Below are 18146 nucleotides of genomic sequence, written 5' to 3'. Positions count from 1 at the left end.
TTTCTCTGTCTCAGTCCGTCCGATACTCCGTTCTAATGACAGAGCAATTTGGCAAGAGATGCACACCCGACTAAACCCGATATACGATTTTGTCGCCGCAACTGAAAGCAATTTGGTCACGTCGCACACCTCGCTGCACGCACCAATTAGACGCCTGCCATGGAACGATGAACCGCGTTGGCGGTATACCAGTCAGCCAAGGCGAAGCGTGTTGCGGGCGATCTGCCACGCGGATTCGACGTGCCGCCGCGCCGCCGCCTCCGCCTCGTCCGGCTTGCGCGACCGGATTGCATCCATGATTTCGGTCATTTCGGCGATCGCCGGCTCGCGGCGGTTCTCCGATGCGATCGTCATTGAGCGGAGCTGATTGATCCGGACATTCAGCCCCGTCACGATTTCCCAGGCAATGCGCTTGTCGGCCGCCTCGAACAGCGTTTCGTAGAACTTGGTCGTTGCCCGCATCACTTCGACCGGCGCGCGGGACGCCCACGCGTCAAGCAGGTTCGTCAAGGCGGCATCGAGCGAGGCGATCTGCGCGTCCGTGGCCGTCAGGGCGCAAGCCCGCGCCGCGATGCCCTCGAGCAACGCCCGCAATTCATAGATTTCGTCGGTGCGGCCGAGATCCGGCTTGGCCACGGCGGGCCCATGGCCGGGGACCATCTGCACCAGGCCTTCCGCCTCGAGCTGCCGCAGCACCTCGCGCACGACGGAACGGCTCACCCCGAGCTGATCGCATAGCGGCCGCTCGACCAGCCTTTCACCAGGCTGGAAATGGAAGTCCATGATCGCTTCACGCATGCGCTCCAGCGCCAGCGTCCTCAGCGTCTTGGCAGAGCGGTCGATCCGCAGCGTATCGCCTGACATTTTCCCTCCCTATCCGATCCGGCCACAAAACAGATTCCATAGCCGATTGACAAGGCTTCTGGTGCTCCATAGTATGGTATACCATAAGATGGTGTAAAGATTTCGGCGTTGCACGGCGCCATGGCGCCCGAGGACTTTCATGAAACCAGCCATTCGAAAGATCGTCACCTACATCGAGAACACGTTAATCGAGGGCGGCAAGGAAGTCCCAAAACCGTTGCGCCTGATCAGCGTCGCCGCCGTGCTGACAAACCCTTGGGCGGGCCGCGGTTTCACCGACGACCTGTCGCCGGAGATCCGCGTCATTGCTCCCGTCCTCGGCGAACTGCTGACCCGCGAGATTATCGCCGTTGCCGGTTCCGGCGAGGCAATAGAGGGTTATGGCAAGGCCGCGGTCTGCGGCACGGCGGGCGAGATCGAGCACGCATCGGCGCTGATCCATACGCTGCATTTCGGCAACCATTACCGTCGCGCGGTCGGCGCCAAGACCTATCTCGCCTTCACCAATCTGCGCGGAGGGCCGAACACCCCGATCATGATCCCGCTGATGGACAAGAACGACGAAGGCCGCCGCTCCCACTATCTGACCCTACATTTCCAAATCGGCGACGCGCCCGCGCCCGACGAACTGGTGGTGGCGCTTGGCGCTTCAATTGGCGGCCGCCCGCACCATCGTATCGGCGACCGCTATCAGGACCTCAAGGAGGTCGGAGACCTGCATGGCTGACGTCGCTGCCACCGCATGGGTCCGGGACACGGCTCCGGACGGCACCGGCTTCATCCGCGCCGGCTCCGGCGCGCCGGTTCTGCTCATTCACGGTGTCGGCATGAACGCCGCGATCTGGCACGATCAGATCGCGGCGATGAAAGACCATCATGACCTGATCGCCATCGACATGCTCGGCCACGGCGTTTCACCGCTGCCGCCGGAAGAAGCCAGCCTGTCGGATTTCGCCGATCAGGCGGTTCGCCTGCTCGACCATCTTGGCGTGGCGTCGGTGTCGATCGTCGGCCATTCGATGGGCGCGCTGGTCGCTCTGGAGATCGCCCTTCGCACCCCTTCGCGCGTTCGCTCCATCGTCTGTCTTAACGCGGTATTCCGCCGCCCCACGGCCTTGGCGCAGGCCGTGCGCGAGCGTGCGGCCGCGCTTGGCACCCATGGCAACCCTTCCGCCATTGCGGCTACGCTTGCCCGCTGGTTCGGCGACCCGCTGCCGGCGAACCTTATCGGGGCGGCCACCACCGCGCGCGCCGCCCTTGAAAGGGTCGACCCCGAAGGCTATGCGCGCACCTATCGCCTCTTTGCCCATGCCGATGCTGAGCACGCCGATGCTCTCCCCGGTCTTGCCGCACCGGCCCTGTTCATGACCGGGTCGCAAGACAGCAATTCGACCCCGGCCATGTCGGCGGCGATGGCGAGGCTAGCGCCGCACGGTCAATGCCTCGTGCTCAATGGAGAAAGGCACATGATGGCAATGGCTTCACCTGAAAAAGTGACCAAACACATCATGGAATTTCTCGACACGGCAGGAGACGCTGGCGTGAAGCCGGAGACGGATGCAGTCTTTGACAGCGGCGAATTCCGGCGCGCGCTCGGCTCCTTCCTGACCGGTGTCACCATCGTCACAACGATCGGAGCGGAAGGCGAACCGCGCGGCTTCACCGCCAACTCCTTCACCTCGGTCTCGCTCGAGCCGCCGCTGGTGCTTGTCTGCATCGCCAAGAGGGCGCTGGGGCACAGTGCTTTTTCGACATCGAGAGGTTTCGCCATCAACATCCTGTCAGAGGACCAGAAGGCCCATTCCGGCATCTTCGCTTCCAAAGCAGCGGAAAAGTTCGCGGCCGTGGCCTGGCAACCGGGCCGCACCGGCAATCCGCTGATCGACGGCTGCGTTGCGGTGTTCGATTGCGGCATGGAGCAGCTGGTCGATGCTGGCGATCACTCGATCCTCATCGGCCGCGTCCGTGACTTCAGTCACAACGGAGCCCAGCCCCTCGGTTATTGCAGAGGCACCTACGTCACGCCCGGCCTCAGCCAGGAGGCGCTGGCGGCAGCGCCCCCCGATACGGAGGTCGGCGCCATTCTCGAGAACGATGGCCGTGTGCTGTTCGTCGAAACGGCCGACGGGTTTCATGAATTGCCTGCCGGACGCGGACTGGGCACGCCCAACGAAGCGCGCAGCCTCAAGGGGTGCCTTGCCGCCAGGGCAATAGACGCCCAGCTCGGCTTCCTGTTCGCGGTGTGGGACGATGCCGCCGAACCCTGGCGCACGCATGTTTATTATCGCGGAACGGTCGACGACCCCTGTTGCGACGATCGCCAGATGCAGCTTGTCGACATCGAGAAGATCGCGGATCTGAAGATCGCCGATCCCGCAGTGCGTTCGATGCTTGCCCGCTATGCACGCGAACGTACGGAAGATGCATTCGGCGTCTATGTCGGCAACGAGGTCGAAGGCGAAGTCCGGCCGCTCGCCAAGCCCTCGCCTTCTCGAATTCCTCTTTCCGGCCGCGGGTGAAACCGATGAAGTTTTCGCTTTTCGTGCACATGGAGCGATCGGATCTGGCCAAGCCGCATTCCGAGCTTGTCGGCGAGCTGGAAGACCTGGTTGTGCAGGCTGAAGAGGCAGGTTTCGAGACCGCCTGGATCGGCGAGCATCACGGGATGGAATTCACCATCTCGCCGAACCCGTTCATCAACATCGCCTGGCTCGCCGCCAAAACCAGGCGCATCCGGCTCGGAACAGGAACCATCGTCGCGCCGTTCTGGCACCCGATCAAGCTTGCCGGCGAAGCGGCGATGGCCGACGTCATCACCGGAGGCCGTCTCGACATCGGCATTGCGCGCGGCGCCTACGCTTATGAATACCAGCGACTTTTCCCAGGCCTCGAGGCCTGGGGCGCCGGCCAGCGTATGCGCGAGATGGTGCCGGCGATCCGGGGCCTTTGGGATGGTGATTTCGAACTCGCCGGCGAGTTCTGGTCGTTTCCCTCAACCACCTCGTCGCCCAAGCCGTTGCAAAAGCCTTATCCGCCGATCTGGGTGGCCGCACGCGATCCGAACTCGCACGACTTTGCGGTTTCCAGCAAATGCAACGTCCAGGTTACGCCGCTTGCCTCGGGCGATGACGAAGTGGCCAGCCTGATGGAGCGTTTCAACGCGGCGTGCAATGCCCATCCCGACGTACCAAGGCCGGAGATCATGCTGCTTATGCATACTTTCGTCGCCGAGGACGCCGCGGATGCTGACCGGCTCGCGCAGGATCTGTCGCAGTTCTACTGCCAGTTCGGCGCCTGGTTCCAGAACAAGAAGCCGGTGCACCAGGGCATAATGGAAGCGCTGACCGAGGACGAGATCGTGGCGTTGCCGCAATATGCGCCTGACAAGATCAAGCAGAACCTGGTCATTGGCGAAGCCGACGAGGTGATCGCCAGGCTCAAGGCCTACGAAGCGCTCGGCTACGATCAGTATTCGATCTGGATCGACAGCGGCCTTTCCCATCAGCGCAAGAAGAAATCGCTGCAGCTCTTCATCGACAGGGTGATGCCGGCCTTTTCCGGGCCGAAAGTTGGATTGCGATGAGCACCACTCAATTCAGGAACTATATTGACGGCAGCTTCGTCGAAGTGGCGGCGACCTTCGACAGCATCGATCCCTCGACGGGCGCACCATGGGCGAAGATGCCCGCTGCATCGTCGGATGACGTCGACCGCGCCGTCGAAGCCGCTCACCGGGCGCTTGGCTCCGGCACGTGGCCGGCCATGACGGCAACGGCACGCGGCAAGCTTCTGGTGCGGCTCGGCGATCTGATGGTCGCCAATGCCGACCGGCTGGCTGAACTCGAGACGCGCGACACCGGCAAGATCATCCGCGAGACCCGCGCCCAGATCGCCTATGTCGGCGACTACTACCGCTATTATGGCGGGCTGGCCGACAAGCACGAGGGCTCATTCGTCCCCATCGATAAGGCCGACATGGAAGTAACCATCCGGCCGGAGCCAATTGGCGTCGTCGCCGCCATTGTGCCGTGGAATTCGCAGCTCTTCCTGTCCGCCGTCAAGCTCGGGCCGGCGCTGGCGGCCGGCTGCACCATCGTTCTGAAAGCATCGGAAGACGGCCCTGCCCCGTTGCTGGCCTTCGCCGAACTCGTCCATGAGGCGGGATTTCCCGCCGGGACCGTCAACATCCTGACCGGCTTCGGCCACGATTGCGGTCACCGGCTGACCAGTCATCCACTCGTCGCCCGCGTCGCCTTCACCGGCGGTCCCTCGACCGCTCGGCAGATCGTCAGGAATACGGCGGAAAACCTCGCCTTCACGACGCTCGAGCTCGGCGGCAACAGCCCGGTCGTGGTGTTCGCCGATGCCGATCTGGACAGCGCCGCCAACGCGGTCGTTGCCGGCATCTTCGCTGCCACCGGCCAGAGCTGCGTCGCCGGCTCGCGGCTGCTGGTCCAGCGCTCCGTGAAGGACGAATTCCTCGCCCGGCTCAAGCGCAAGGCCGAGGCAATCAGGATTGGCGATCCGCAGGATCACGCGACCGAAATGGGACCGCTCGCCACCTCGCGCCAGCGCGAATGGATAGAGAAGATCGTTGCTGAAAGCCTGGCCGCCGGCGGGCAACTGGTCACCGGCGGCATCCGCCCCACGGGCATGGCGGATGGCTTCTACTACGCGCCGACGATTATCGACGCGCCTGATCAGGCCCTTGCCTGCGTGCGCGAAGAGCTCTTCGGCCCGGTGCTCTCGGTGCTTGCCTTCGACAGCGAAGCGGAAGCGCTCTCGCTCGCCAACGACACTAAGTTCGGCCTGGCGTCCGGCGTGTTCACCACCAATCTGGCAAAAGCCCACCGCATGGCGCGCGGCATCCATGCCGGCGTGGTCTGGATCAACACCTATCGGGCGGTCTCGCCGCTGGCTCCGTTTGGCGGCTACGGCCAATCCGGGCTCGGCCGCGAGGGCGGCCTCGATGCGATCCGCGACTACACGCGTTCGAAATCGGTGTGGATACGCACCTCCGACGACCCGATTCCCGATCCTTTTGTCATGCGGTAGCGCCGCTGGCCGGAGATGCGCGATCAAGGCGAAAACGACCGATCGCGAACAGACAACAACGAAAACAACAGAGGAGAACGACATGAAACTGATCATCACCGGCATCCTTGCCGGATTTATTGCAACGACAGTTCTGGCAACGACGGCCGCAAAGGCCGAGGACATGGTGTTCACCAGCTGGGGCGGGACGACCCAGGAAGCGCAGACCAAATCCTGGGCCGAGCCGTTCACCGCTGCATCCGGCATCAAGGTCATGCAGGACGGCCCGACCGACTACGGCAAGCTGAAGGCGATGGTCGATAGCGGCAGCGTCAACTGGGACGTCGTCGACGTCGAAATGGATTTCGCCATCAAGGCGGCCAAGGACGGTCTGCTCGAGCCGATCGACTTCAAGACCGTGCCGAAGGCCGACCTCGATCCGCGCTTCACCACCGATCACGCCGTCGGCAGTTTCTACTATTCCTTCGTGCTCGCCTGGAACAAGGGCGCCGTTTCGGGTGAACCGGCCGGCTGGGCCGACATGTTCGACCTGACGAAGTTCCCGGGCAAGCGGACCTTCTACAAATGGTCGGCGCCCGGCGTCATCGAGATCGCGCTGCTGGCCGATGGTGTTCCGGCGGACAAGCTCTATCCGCTGGATCTCGATCGCGCCTTCAAGAAACTCGACACCATCAAGTCGGACATCGTCTGGTGGGGTGGCGGGGCGGAGTCGCAGCAATTGATCGCATCCGGCGAAGCAACGTTCGGCCAGCTGTGGAACGGCCGCGTCTTCGCACTGGACAAGGATGGCGCCGATGTCGGCATCTCCTGGAACCAGAACCTGACCGCAGCCGACGTTCTGGTGGTACCGAAGGGTGCCAAGAACAAGGATACGGCGATGAAATTCCTCGCCGCGGCGAGCAGCCCCGCCGGCCAGGCCAAATTTGCCGAAGCCAGCGGTTATGCGCCGATCAACACCAAGGCCAAGGCAGAAATGCCGGCCGATGCCGTGAAATCGCTGCCGGACGCTCATGTCGACGGACAGATCAATCTCGACATGAACTACTGGGCCGCCAATCGCGACACCATCGCCGCGCGCTGGTATGCCTGGCAGGCGAAATAAGCCCGCCCTTGAACCGCAATGGACGAGACGGGTTCGCGCCGTCTCGTCCCGTAGCCGGGTCGCTGTCATGTCGGTCGAAACACGCCGGAACTTTGGAACGGTGCGGGTGCCGGCAGGTCTCAATGGCCTGCTGCCGGCCCTGATTCTGATTATGCTGTTCTTCGTTGTCCCCGTGCTGGCGCTGCTTTTGCGCAGTGTCACGGAGCCCGAGCCAGGCCTGCAGAACTATGCTGCCCTGCTTGGTGACGGCACCTATGCGCGGGTGTTCTTCAACACATTCCTGGTCGCGGCGTTGGTCACCATCGTCACGGTCCTTGTCGCCTTTCCGGTCGCCTGGATGCTGGCGATCATGCCTTCGGGACTGGCCTCGATCATCTTCGGCATCATCATTCTGTCGATGTGGACGAACCTGCTCACCCGCACCTATGCCTGGATGGTGCTCTTGCAGCGTACCGGCGTCATCAACCGGACGCTGATGACCATCGGCGTCATCGACCAGCCGCTGCCGCTCATCAACAATCTCACCGGCGTCACCATCGGCATGGTCTATATCATGCTGCCCTTCATGATCCTGCCGCTGGTCGGCACGTTGCGGGCGATCGATCCGATGACGCTGCGTGCGGCGTCGCTGTGCGGCGCAAGCCCTTTCCAGGCGTTCCGCCGCATCCTCCTGCCGCTGTCGCTGCCCGGCGTCGCCGCCGGTGGCCTGATGGTCTTCGTCATGTCGCTCGGCTACTTCGTCACGCCGGCACTGCTCGGCGGCACGTCGAACATGATGCTTGCCGAAATGATCGCGCAGATGGTCCAGTCGCTGCTTAACTGGGGGCTCGGCAGCGCCGCAGCCTTCATCCTGCTTGTCGTCACCATGGCCCTCTACGCGCTGCAGCTGCGCCTTGCCGGTGCCAGGCGCATGAGCGGAGGCATCTGAGATGCTGCTCGACTATGACCGCATGGGTGGACTGCGGGTTGCCCTGCTCGGCTTCACCGCGCTGGTCGCCGGCTTTCTTCTGTTGCCGGTGGTCTTCATCGTCCTGCTCTCCTTCGGCTCGTCGCGCTGGCTGGCCTTTCCGCCGCCCGGCTGGACGCTCAAATGGTACCAGGAGCTTTTTGCCGATCCGGCCTGGCTCGACGCGGCGCTGACCAGCGCCCGGATCGCCACCATGACGGCGATCCTGGCAGTGGCGATCGGCCTGCTCGCCTCCTTTGCTCTGGTTCGCGGACGGTTTGCCGGACGTGAGATCCTGCGCGGCCTGCTGCTGACGCCGATGGTGCTGCCCATCGTTGTCTTCGCCATCGCCATCTACGCCTTCTTCCTTCGCCTTGGCCTCGGCGGCACCACCATCGGCTTCGTTATCGCCCACACCGTGCTGGCGCTGCCCTTCGCCATCATTCCGATCGCCACCGCGCTCGAAGGGTTCGACAAGTCGATCGAGGACGCGGCAATCGTCTGCGGGGCAAGCCCGCTCGAGGCCAGGCTCAGGATCACCTTGCCGTCGATCCGGATCGGCATCTTCTCCGCCGCGATCTTTTCCTTCCTCGCCTCGTGGGACGAAGTCGTGGTGGCGATCTTCATGGCCAGCCCCAGCTTGCAAACCTTGCCCGTCAAGATCTGGGGCAGTCTGCGGTCGGACCTCAGTCCGGTGATCGCCGCCGCCTCCAGCCTGCTGGTCGGGCTGACGCTTGCCCTGATGCTGGTGACGGCGCTGCTGCAGCGAAAGTTCCGGACATGACCCACCCTTTCCTCTCCATCCGCAATCTGCGCAAGGCGTTCGGGGCGATCGTCGCCGTGCACGACGTCACGCTGGACATTCCCAGGGGCGAGTTCCTGACCTTCCTCGGGCCCTCTGGTTCGGGAAAATCGACGACGCTCTATGCGATCGCCGGCTTTCAGGATCCGAGTTCCGGTGACGTCCTACTGGAAGAAAAATCACTGCTTGCAGTGCCCTCGCACAAGCGCAACATCGGCATGGTCTTCCAGCGCTACACGCTGTTTCCGCATCTGACGGTGGCCGAAAACGTCGCTTTTCCGCTGCGGGTTCGCCGCCGCTCGGACGCCGAGGTGAAGAAAAAAGTCGCCGACATGCTGGCCTTGGTGCGGCTCGAAAGCTTTGCCGGGCGCTTACCCGGCGCGCTGTCGGGCGGCCAGCAGCAGCGCGTCGCGCTGGCCCGGGCGCTGGCCTACGATCCGCCGATCCTTTTGATGGACGAGCCATTGTCGGCGCTCGACAAGAAGCTGCGCGAGGAAATCCAGGGCGAAATCCGCCGCATCCATCGCGAGACCGGCGTCACCATCCTCTATGTCACCCACGATCAGGAAGAGGCGCTGCATCTGTCGGACCGGATCGCCCTGTTCAAGGATGGCCGCATCGAGCAGACCGGCACCGGCGAGGATCTCTATCTCAGGCCGGCGACCGACTTCGTCGCCGGCTTCATCGGCAATTCGAATTTCCTCGCCGCCGAACATCTCGACACCATCAACGGCACGGCAACGATCCGCATGACAGACGGTTCGGTCATATCCGGAGTGAGGCCCAACGGCACGTTCGGCAAAGGCCAGAAGACCAGGCTGATGATCCGGCCCGAAGCCTTTAGCATGGAGCGGAGCCCGGCGAGCGCGGAACTGAATGTCGAGATCGTCGACATCGCATTTTACGGCGAGCGCCGGCGGATCGTCGCGCGCATCGCCGCTGGACAGGAGGTTGACATCAGGCCGACCTCCGCCGCCATGCAATCGCAGGGTGTGTCGCCCTGCAGCCGGCAGGTCTTTTTCGATCCGGCGACGGCGTTCCTGTTTCCGGCTTGACTAAGCCGCGGTGGATCGCCGCCATCCAACGCTTCGCAGCGATGGAGGCGTGCTTAGGACAAGTTGTGGTTCGGTCCATCATCAGCTTCGGTCGGCAAGCGCGTAACGTGTTCGACGCTGCCGGCGGCTGATTGGATGGCGGGTGCAACTCCTCTGTCCATTGACAGTCGTCATGCTCGGTTGGAAGATGAAGAAGGTCAGCGGCGATAGCCATACGGGAAGGCAATGGTCCAACCGCCAGATACCGGACACCATCCTGGCAGCGTCGTCGCGGTCATCGTCATTTGTTTGATCATCGTTGCTTTGTTCTTCATAGGCTTCAGATACTCAAGGCCGGGCCAGGGTACCCTCGTTATTCCTGGCGGTACGCAGCAGCAACCGTGAATCCGACCCCCTGGCGCTTATGCGGAGCGGTTCTCAGCCTGCCAAAGTGCCCCTGCGGGACTGGGGGACGCCGCAGAATGGTCCGGTGCTTCGCAGCCGGTCTTTTGCATCCGCCGCGGCATTCCTTTCCCACCTAAACAACCAGCCTGGCCGGTGTGAGGTCGATCATACTTGGAGACGACGAGCCCTTCATCCACCAGGTACTAGACGGCCCTGATCAGCCGGAGCAGAGAAAGCGCTTCGAAAAAGCTCCCTTTGCGAAAGGCAAGATAGGTCGGCTCTTCGACACCGTGGAACCGGCGCTTGAAGGCCGCCTGCCCCTGCAGGTTGAAACGGGTGCGATTGACCCAGGGCGAGTCATAGGCACGCTGGAAGGCGCGCCGCCAGAAATCGCTTTCGGCAAACCCGCTAGGTCCGATTTCGACAAGCGGCGACAGGCCGAGGGTGACGGCGGAAACACCTTCGTCGCGAAAACGGTCGACCGCAAATTTGGTCAGGCCGATCTCGGCATGCGCCGAGGCATCGATGTGCTTGCGCTTGAACGAGGTGGTGTAGCCGATGATCTTGCCGTCGCTGAACAGCGGATCGAAATCCAGCAAGGCCACGAGCTCCCCATCCGGACCGTGCAGGACGAAACGGCGCATATCGACGCCAAGGTGATCGGCAAAGGGCCTGTTGAGAAATCTCATCTCCCAGCGCTTGACGATGCGGTCGGCCCGCCAATTATGGGAGAGCCTGGCAATCTCGTCGAGGAAGACGGTCCCGTTGTCCTCCGCGAAGGAAAACCCTTTCCTCAAGAGCCAGCGTTCGGAATAGCGCACTGTCTCATTGCGCTTTCCGGAAAAGTCGTGTCCGGGCAGGACAAGCCTGGTGTCGACGCCGAGGCGGTTGACCTGATAGCCAAGCCCGTCAAGCACGCGCGCCGTCTGTTCGCCGATCTGCACGAACCACGGGCTGCCGGCAACCTCGATGAAACGTCTGATATAGTCGCGCCGATCGGCCGGATCAGCCACTGGATCACCGAGCGCGAAATGATGTCGCGTTTTGCTGCCATAAGCGATGTAGCCGTGGGCATCGCCGAAGTGATGAAGCCCCTTCTGCACGGCGGTCGAATAGGCAAGGGAAAAATCGCCATGGCGACGAACCAGCGCCAGGCGCTCGACATGGTTCAGCTGCAGCCGCGGTATTTTAGGCCCGCGGTTTTCCAGGAATCGATCGAGGCGTCTTCGCAGTGACGGCATGGTCGACTTTCGCGTGCCGGCTAGGCCGATGAAAGAGCTGACGGACCCCAAACCGATCATATTGCCGCGAGCTGATCCTTAACTGGGTGCGGCATGCTTACCCGGCCGAAACTGCCAGATTCCTAGGCGCAATCTGCCCCCGGTCCCGCCCAAAGGCGCACCGCGCATTGTTGTCGACGCCCAGCGCCTGACGGCTGGTTGCTGCGCCCTTGGCGACACGAAAATCGATGCCACTTCGGAAGCGCTCAGGTCACCTGCCGATGCTCTTATCGAACTGCGCTCTGAGAAGATTCTGCTTGATCGGAAGCCAAGAACTCGTCGCGTTCTGCTATCCACAAGTCGGCGTAGTCGACATTCTGCCACTCGGCAAACCACGGGCCGCCGCTGGTATAGTGGACCGCCTTGGGTGTGCCGACCGCAGGCTTTTCGTTCCAGCCTTCGAGCCAATTCCACTCTACGGGCAATGAGCCCAAATCTTTGTCGGCAACCCACTGCATTCGGTGAAGATAGGCGCCACTTTCCTGATTCACGACCTCTGGCGTCAGCGATTTGACCGAAGGATGCGCGCAATTGAACAGCATCAGCGACGACCAGTTTTTCCGGGGATAGGATGTCTGGACCACGCCGTCCATCTTGGTCGTGGCCTTCGGCGTATAATCATGCTGGACGCAATAGACCGCCTTGTCCGAGTCCGTATGTTTCAGCAGGCCCGCGACGTCACCAAGCCACAGGAAATCGCAATCGCAAAACAGGGCCCAACCCGTGTAGTCGGCGAGAAAGGGCGTGAGGAAGCGCGTGTAGGTGAACTCCGTTGAGGCGAGCGGATCTTTTTCCCGCCAATACAGCCCGCGGGCACGCATCTCGTCCTGCTTGATCGGAATGACGGAAACAGGCGCCGACGCCTGTTTGAGCAGCGAATGCCGCGCGACGTCGTACGCGATCGGCTCACGGCTGTCCCATCCGATAAATACCCTAAACGCATCAGTCATATTCACTACCCTGGCTTTCGATTTTAACGGTCGTACACTAACTAGTTGGCGATGGCTCGGCAACAATTGCGGTCAACCAAGCCGGTTTCTCACAGATTTGTCCTGCCTCAGCCTTGCTTTTTTGGGTGGACCTGGCCTCGCATTCCCAATGCGACACGCGCCCATTTCTGATAGGTGTAGCTGGCCGAATACGCGGCCACCATCGCACCAATGGAACCGTCCAGAAATCCCAGCCGGAAAATATAGCTGCGCACATAGGCCCAGACGGAGCGCAAGACCGCCTTGCCTATCGAGCTTTTTTTGCCCTCGGCAAGCAGCTGCGCGGCGGACGCTTCTGCGTACCGGCCGATCTTGTCGTGGGCATCTGCCAGGTCGGTAATGGAATCGTGCTCGATCGGCTGGGACAATCGGCTGACCTTCCCGTTCACCAATACCTTCTCGTGCACGGTGTCGTCGCTGAAGCGCCCGGACCGGCGACGGAAGAGCCTGAGCACCAGATCGGGCGACCAGCCGCTATGGCGGACAATGTGCCCGCAAAAGCGCGATCTTCTCGGTATTTCGAACCCGTCATAGGCTTTTGGGTCGGCGATTGCGGCCCTGATTTCCGCGCCGAGCGGCGCCTCCACCCACTCATCGGCATCCAGCGAGAGGATCCAATCCCCCGTTGCCGCGGCCAGCGCACGGTTTTTTTGCGCGCCGAAACCGGGCCAATCAACGGTCATCAGAACCTTTGCCCCCAGATCACCGGCAATCTCCCTGGTCCTGTCGCTGCTGTTGTTGTCGAGAACGACGATCTCATCGGCAAAATGGACCGACCGAAGGCATTGCGCGATGGACGCCTCCTCGTTGCGGGTGATGATAATGACCGAGAGCGCCGGCACGGTCAGAAGGTTCCGGCATCAAAGCTGCCACTGTCATTCGAATGCATCTGCAGCATCGGCTCCCGGCCTGTTGGCACACTGACGGTACTAACCTGATCTAACAAAGTCGAAAATCATTTCAGATCAAGGCTTTCATACAGCGCCATCATTCGCTTGATCATGACATTGAAATCATAGTGTTCGGCCGCCGCTCTCACCCGGGCTGCGGTCTCAGGTCGTGACGACAACTGCAGCGCGTGCGCGAGCGCTGCTGCGAGGTCGCTTTCGCTGGCCGCATCGCAAACGAGCGTCGGCTCGAACCGCTCGACAAGCTCTCGCGCTCCGCAGCCGGTGCTTACCACGGCGGGCAAGCCGCTGGCCATCGCTTCGATGACCACTGTGCCGAAAGGATCATAGATGGAAGGCAGCACTGCAATATCGGCCGCGCCGTACCACGGCAGCATGTCTTTCTGCGGCCCCAGCATCTTGAGCCGTGCGCCGAGACCGAGCCTGTCACCGGCCTGCCTGAAGGCGTTGGCGCGCGAATCATGGCCGATGACCCACAATTCAGGCTCGCCATCGAGCCTGGCGACCGCCTTCATCAATGCAAGCAGTCCCTTTCGCGCAAAGCCCGAGCCGACAAACAGGACGACCGACCTGTTTTCGTCGACGTCGAGCCGCGCGCGGACCGCGGCCCGATGCTGCTGGCGCAGCTGCGGGCTGAAGCGGTCGAGGTCCACTCCGTTCGGAATATGGTGCACATTTTGCGCCGGATAATCGTAGTGACGGACAATGTCGTCGGCCACCATCTTCGAAATGGCAATGACAGCTTTGAGCCGAGGGCTGGCATAGGTTGCGCGTTCGAGGCGCAGCGTCTGGCGGTGAAAGGGGCTCAGCGCCATCGCCGCCCTGCCAAGCCGCGTCTCGAAACGCCGCCGCTCGGCAAGATAGGCGGCATGAACGCCCTCCCCGGCCCGGAACACGTCGCAGCACGGGAGGCGATCGTTGCTCTGCACCAGAGCCGGCGGCATCTCGGCGATCTTGCGGCAGGCGGCTTGAGCAAAGGACGTCGCCCGCAGCGAACGCGGAAACCGGCGGCCGGCACAATGGATGAATTCTATGCCTTCGTTTCGCGGCCAGTCGCCGGAGAGCACGGCCACCGGCCGCTGACGCGCGGCAAATGCGGCCATGATGTTTTCCAGCATGATCTCGCCGCCACCAAAAGGCGCATAACGCTGGCGCACGAACAGGATCGGCCTGTCGAATTGAATTTCGGTGCCACGAATGCCGGCGTACATGGGGTCTGGGCTCCGGCCTGTTGCCATCCGACGATGTCTATAGAGGCCAGCGCGCATCGGCAACACTTGCAAAGCTCACCCGCCGGAACTCCGCAACTGCTTGCGATTTGCCTAACGGTGCTGCATGTAGAAATTAACTGCAAACAGCGGATCAGCGCCAGCTCCAGCCGGGCGGTGACCGCCATGAGGGGAATCGACGGCTTGAGCAAAGCAACCTGGCCCGCCATTGTCCGCCGGACGATTACCGACACCGCCATATATCGGCTGAGACACACCTTCGGAAGACGGGCAGAAGTGTCATCGCTGCGGCCGATAACGCCCCTTAAAGCGAATGACCTGCCTTTGATCCTCGTCATCCGCAACGAGGCGGACAGGCTGCGCCCGTTCCTGAAGCACTATCGCGAACTCGGCGTCACCAGATTCGCCGTCCTCGATGATCGCTCGACAGACGGAACAGCTGAGCTTCTGGCCGAGCAGCCAGATGTCGATCTATTCAGTTCGCCGATCACCTATTCGCAGTCGGACCTGGGAAACCTTTGGCGGCAGCGTATTGTGCAGATTTATGGTCAGCCTCGCTGGTATCTGACCGTCGATGCGGACGAATATCTTGTCTATGACGGCATGGATCAGCATCCGCTCGGTGCGATGGCCGACTGGCTCAAGCGGCGCGGAATGACACGCCTGCTGGCGCCGATGATCGACATGTATCCGAGCGGAAACATCTGGGACGTACCCTTCGATCCCATCGTGCCGCCATGGCAAGTTGCGGACCATTTCGACGGCAGCGGCTATGAGGTGACGAGGAGCCCTCGGCATCTCAAGATCACAGGCGGCCCGAGGACCCGGCTTTTCGCCAGGCAGCACAAGTTGACCAAGTTTCCTCTGATATATGTTGATCGCCAGACGATTTTTACGTCGATTCACTCACCGCTGCCTTACTGGCGAAACTATATAAAGGGATTGGGCGGCTTGCTTCATTTCAAATTCTTCGCCGATTTCAACGACAAGGCGCAGGTCGCGGTGGCTGAAGGCCAGTATTGGAACGGCGCTTCCAAATATCGCCAGTATCATGAGGTATCGAGCGGTAAAGCCGCTCTCAGCGCGATGAGCGAACAGTCAATGCTGTACGAGGGAGTTCACAGCCTGTTCAAAACGGGTTTGATCGACAAAATTGATTGGTAGACGGCATTTCCAGCAGATGCCGAACCGACATCATGCATAACCGAATGCTTTCATAAGCTGGGCACCTCGTCCTTGTACCAGGTCCTGCAACTCGGCGTTTCCAAGTTCGGAGCGCCATCTTCCGCTCCCGTCATAGATCGGCTGATTGACCTGTTGGTTCCGGAGCACCGCATGTGGCGTCTCGCCGCTGGCGTCGGTCGGCTTGAACCACTGCTGCGGGTTCTTGTGATAGTCGAGGAGATCCGGGCTGAAGGTTACATCGAGAAAGCCGCATATCTGCTCGACGACTTTGGCCGGATTCTCGACCAGGTCCTCATAGCGATAGATCAGCACATCCGGCTTTCCCTGTTCCGCAAGCACCAGCGCATTGTCGTTGATCCAACGGTCGAGAGCCTCCTTTGGGTCGCCAAGTCGTTTGATCAGGGACGCTACGACGTCGCGCCCATCTCGCACCGGCATGACGAAACGCGCGCCGGGCACGAGCCGGCGAATGCGGGCGACACGGCGGATATGCCGCGGTGTCTTTTCAAGCAGCACGTTCTTTCCAGCATCGAGCGCCGCCCGCTTCAGGTTCCAGAAGCGGAACATGGCCAGTGGCGTCCACTTGAAGAAAATGTTGGTTTCCTGGAGCGGCAAGTAGACGTCGGGATGCGACGCAAGGATCGTCGCAATCAACGTCGTCCCGCTATGGCCGCAGCCACAAATGAATCCGGGCCGCATCACCATGTCGGCAATGCTCCCTAACCCAAGGCGATCCGAGCGCGGTTATCGACGCGAGAGTAGCACAAGCCGTTCGTGCTAAAGACCTTGTCCAGCTTCTCCCAATATTCGAACTTAGCCAACTGCTCGTCACAATAGGCCACGTCGTCATCGGAAAGATATTCGCCGTAACCGCCTATCTTGCCCTTGCGCACCTTGAAGCTTTCGGGATCATTCGCATCGCGCGGCTGTAATATCTTGCCGTATCGATCGGACAGATCACCGGTCGATTCACTCACTTTCATCTTGTCGAACGTTCGGTTGTTCGCCACCTCGACAAGCGTCCGATCGTCAGCCTGCTGGTTCAGGAATCCAAGGATCGCGCGAAGGACACCAGCCGTATCCCGATGCATATCTTCATATTGAAGATACCGGATTTCGCGCATCCGGGGCATGGCCGCGAACCATTGCAGATTAAATCTGATGATCTTTTCAATCCCATGATTGTCGCTTCTGATAAAATCGCTGAACGATCCCGCTGGAAGCATGTGGCGCTTCTGAACCTGAAAGTACCCTGAGACCACCGTATCTCTTGGGTCGCGAACAAGCATTATTGTTCTTCTTTTCTTGTATCGAGATTTATTCTCCTTGAGGCTCGATTTCGGTCGAAGTAACTTGTGGTCGGTTCCGTCGTGAATGTATTGAACTTCAACGCCGAGATCGTCCAACATGACACGCAGCCAGGTGCGCCCTGATTTTGGAAAGGATACGATAAGAGGAAGAGGCGGCGCTTTGGCCTGGAAAAATTTTAGAAAGGACATGGGAGAGACCTCCTTTAGATTATCAGAGCTGGCGCCCGAACCGCTGCCGGCCAGACCAACCCCATTACTGGGCGCCTAAGCCTACGGCTCATTCGAACACAAGGCAGAAATGCCAGCAAGAATTGCGATCCTCTGCGGGGCGAATTGGGCCTTTACTATATCCCGGTTCGGAATGCCTTATGTTTTTTGGCCTGTTGCAACGACTGTTCGACACGGGCGCTCCATTCCGCGGTCCGTCCGTCGGCCGAACCCCTTAATGCGCATCGCGTCGAAGCCTATTCAGTGACGCGCTTTTGGACGACATGCATTAGCCACTCACTTTTGTGACCCATGGCGCCAGAATGGACTCGGCCTCGTCCATCACCACGGACCAGGGGCGTTCCCGTTTCGAGACCAGCACGGCCGATGGATAGTAGGGCGTGCGGTCGCCCTCGACCGGCCAGGAGCGCTTGAAGCCGTCGCCCAGAATGAAAACCGAGGGGATGCCGAGCGCGCCGGCCAGATGCGCTCCGGTATTGCTGATGGTCACCACGGCGTCCATCGCGGCAACCTGCGCGGCGAAAAGGTCCATGTCGACGAGCTGATCGACCGATCTGTCATGAAGAATGCGCTCCGGCTCACCGTCGGTCAGGATCTTCAGATCGGTCTCGATCTGGCCGTACTGCAGCGAGACGAACCGGAGGTCCGGGCGGCCGATCAGGTTTCGCCAGGCGGCAAGCGGCGGCAGGTCTTTGCCGGGATTGGAGCTGCCCCACGCGATACCGACCAACGACCGCCCTTCCTTCCGGTAGCGGCCGCGAAGTTCAGCGACCCGGGCCGGATCCGGCTTAAGGGGCACGAAATGCTCG

16 protein-coding genes and 1 pseudogene are annotated in these 18146 nt (G+C 61.4%); 9 read left to right on the top strand and 8 right to left on the bottom strand.

From position 1 onward, the window contains the following. Positions 1-192: 192 nt before the first annotated feature. Positions 193-864 carry a GntR family transcriptional regulator gene (locus E5W70_RS00755; protein ID WP_292653562.1) on the bottom strand — a complete coding sequence of 224 codons (672 nt, stop codon included), beginning with the start codon at positions 862-864 and terminating at the stop codon, positions 193-195. 139 nt (positions 865-1003) lie between these two features. On the opposite strand from E5W70_RS00755, the gene E5W70_RS00750 reads away from it, so the two are divergent. The 8 genes from E5W70_RS00750 to E5W70_RS00715 all read left to right on the top strand — a co-directional run bounded on the left by E5W70_RS00750 (position 1004) and on the right by E5W70_RS00715 (position 9824). Further along, positions 1004-1591, top strand: coding sequence for an amino acid synthesis family protein (locus tag E5W70_RS00750; protein ID WP_292653561.1), 588 nt, complete (start codon positions 1004-1006; stop codon positions 1589-1591). Then, a complete protein-coding gene (locus E5W70_RS00745) occupies positions 1584-3383 on the top strand; it encodes an alpha/beta fold hydrolase (RefSeq protein ID WP_292653560.1) in 1800 nt (599 codons plus the stop codon). Before E5W70_RS00750 ends, E5W70_RS00745 begins: the two co-directional genes overlap by 8 nt. A gap of 5 nt (positions 3384-3388) precedes the next feature. Beyond that, the gene (locus E5W70_RS00740) at positions 3389-4447 is read left to right on the top strand and encodes an LLM class flavin-dependent oxidoreductase (protein ID WP_292653559.1); all 1059 of its coding nucleotides are present in this window, start codon (positions 3389-3391) and stop codon (positions 4445-4447) included. Continuing rightward, entirely contained in the window at positions 4444-5919 is a 1476-nt protein-coding gene (locus tag E5W70_RS00735) for an aldehyde dehydrogenase (RefSeq protein ID WP_292653558.1), read from the top strand. The genes E5W70_RS00740 and E5W70_RS00735 overlap by 4 nt, the downstream gene beginning before the upstream one ends. An 82-nt stretch (positions 5920-6001) precedes the next feature. After that, positions 6002-7021 carry an ABC transporter substrate-binding protein gene (locus E5W70_RS00730; RefSeq protein WP_292653557.1) on the top strand — a complete coding sequence of 340 codons (1020 nt, stop codon included), beginning with the start codon at positions 6002-6004 and terminating at the stop codon, positions 7019-7021. A gap of 67 nt (positions 7022-7088) precedes the next feature. Then, positions 7089-7949 (top strand): ABC transporter permease, encoded by an 861-nt coding sequence (locus tag E5W70_RS00725; protein WP_292653556.1) that lies wholly within the window; start codon positions 7089-7091, stop codon positions 7947-7949. Between the two features lies 1 nt (position 7950). Then, positions 7951-8751, top strand: a complete 801-nt coding sequence (locus tag E5W70_RS00720) for an ABC transporter permease (RefSeq protein WP_292653555.1) — start codon at positions 7951-7953, stop codon at positions 8749-8751. Further along, positions 8748-9824, top strand: coding sequence for an ABC transporter ATP-binding protein (locus E5W70_RS00715; protein ID WP_292653554.1), 1077 nt, complete (start codon positions 8748-8750; stop codon positions 9822-9824). Before E5W70_RS00720 ends, E5W70_RS00715 begins: the two co-directional genes overlap by 4 nt. Before the next feature lie 587 nt (positions 9825-10411). Here E5W70_RS00715 and E5W70_RS00710 read toward each other — a convergent pair. The 4 genes from E5W70_RS00710 to E5W70_RS00695 all read right to left on the bottom strand — a co-directional run bounded on the left by E5W70_RS00710 (position 10412) and on the right by E5W70_RS00695 (position 14596). Beyond that, positions 10412-11449, bottom strand: a complete 1038-nt coding sequence (locus tag E5W70_RS00710; protein WP_292653553.1) for a phosphatidylglycerol lysyltransferase domain-containing protein — start codon at positions 11447-11449, stop codon at positions 10412-10414. A 266-nt stretch (positions 11450-11715) separates the two neighbouring features. Further along, positions 11716-12438 (bottom strand): glycosyltransferase, encoded by a 723-nt coding sequence (locus E5W70_RS00705; protein WP_292653552.1) that lies wholly within the window; start codon positions 12436-12438, stop codon positions 11716-11718. A 107-nt stretch (positions 12439-12545) separates the two neighbouring features. Next, positions 12546-13319: a glycosyltransferase family 2 protein gene (locus E5W70_RS00700; protein ID WP_292653551.1), complete on the bottom strand. Its 774-nt coding sequence runs from the start codon at positions 13317-13319 to the stop codon at positions 12546-12548. Between the two features lie 113 nt (positions 13320-13432). Next, the gene (locus tag E5W70_RS00695; protein WP_292653550.1) at positions 13433-14596 is read right to left on the bottom strand and encodes a glycosyltransferase family 4 protein; all 1164 of its coding nucleotides are present in this window, start codon (positions 14594-14596) and stop codon (positions 13433-13435) included. Between E5W70_RS00695 and E5W70_RS00690 the strand changes: the two genes are divergently transcribed. Continuing rightward, a complete protein-coding gene (locus E5W70_RS00690) occupies positions 14564-15778 on the top strand; it encodes a glycosyltransferase family 2 protein (protein ID WP_292653549.1) in 1215 nt (404 codons plus the stop codon). The two genes, E5W70_RS00695 and E5W70_RS00690, sit on opposite strands and share 33 nt — an antisense overlap. Before the next feature lie 30 nt (positions 15779-15808). Here E5W70_RS00690 and E5W70_RS00685 read toward each other — a convergent pair whose 3' ends face one another. The 3 genes and pseudogenes from E5W70_RS00685 to E5W70_RS00675 all read right to left on the bottom strand — a co-directional run. Further along, on the bottom strand, positions 15809-16498 hold the full coding sequence (locus E5W70_RS00685; RefSeq protein ID WP_366509634.1) for a sulfotransferase: 690 nt from the start codon (positions 16496-16498) through the stop codon (positions 15809-15811). Positions 16499-16518: 20 nt separating this feature from the next. Further along, positions 16519-17298 carry a sulfotransferase domain-containing protein gene (locus E5W70_RS00680; RefSeq protein ID WP_292653547.1) on the bottom strand — a complete coding sequence of 260 codons (780 nt, stop codon included), beginning with the start codon at positions 17296-17298 and terminating at the stop codon, positions 16519-16521. A 307-nt stretch (positions 17299-17605) separates the two neighbouring features. After that, positions 17606-18146, bottom strand: a pseudogene (locus E5W70_RS00675) (hypothetical protein); the annotation flags it as partial.

It is taken from the genome of Mesorhizobium sp., assembly GCF_005063415.1.
GTDB lineage: Bacteria > Pseudomonadota > Alphaproteobacteria > Rhizobiales > Rhizobiaceae > Mesorhizobium.
Note: the sequence above shows the minus strand (reverse complement) of the source record. Positions and strands in the feature narration are given on the sequence as shown.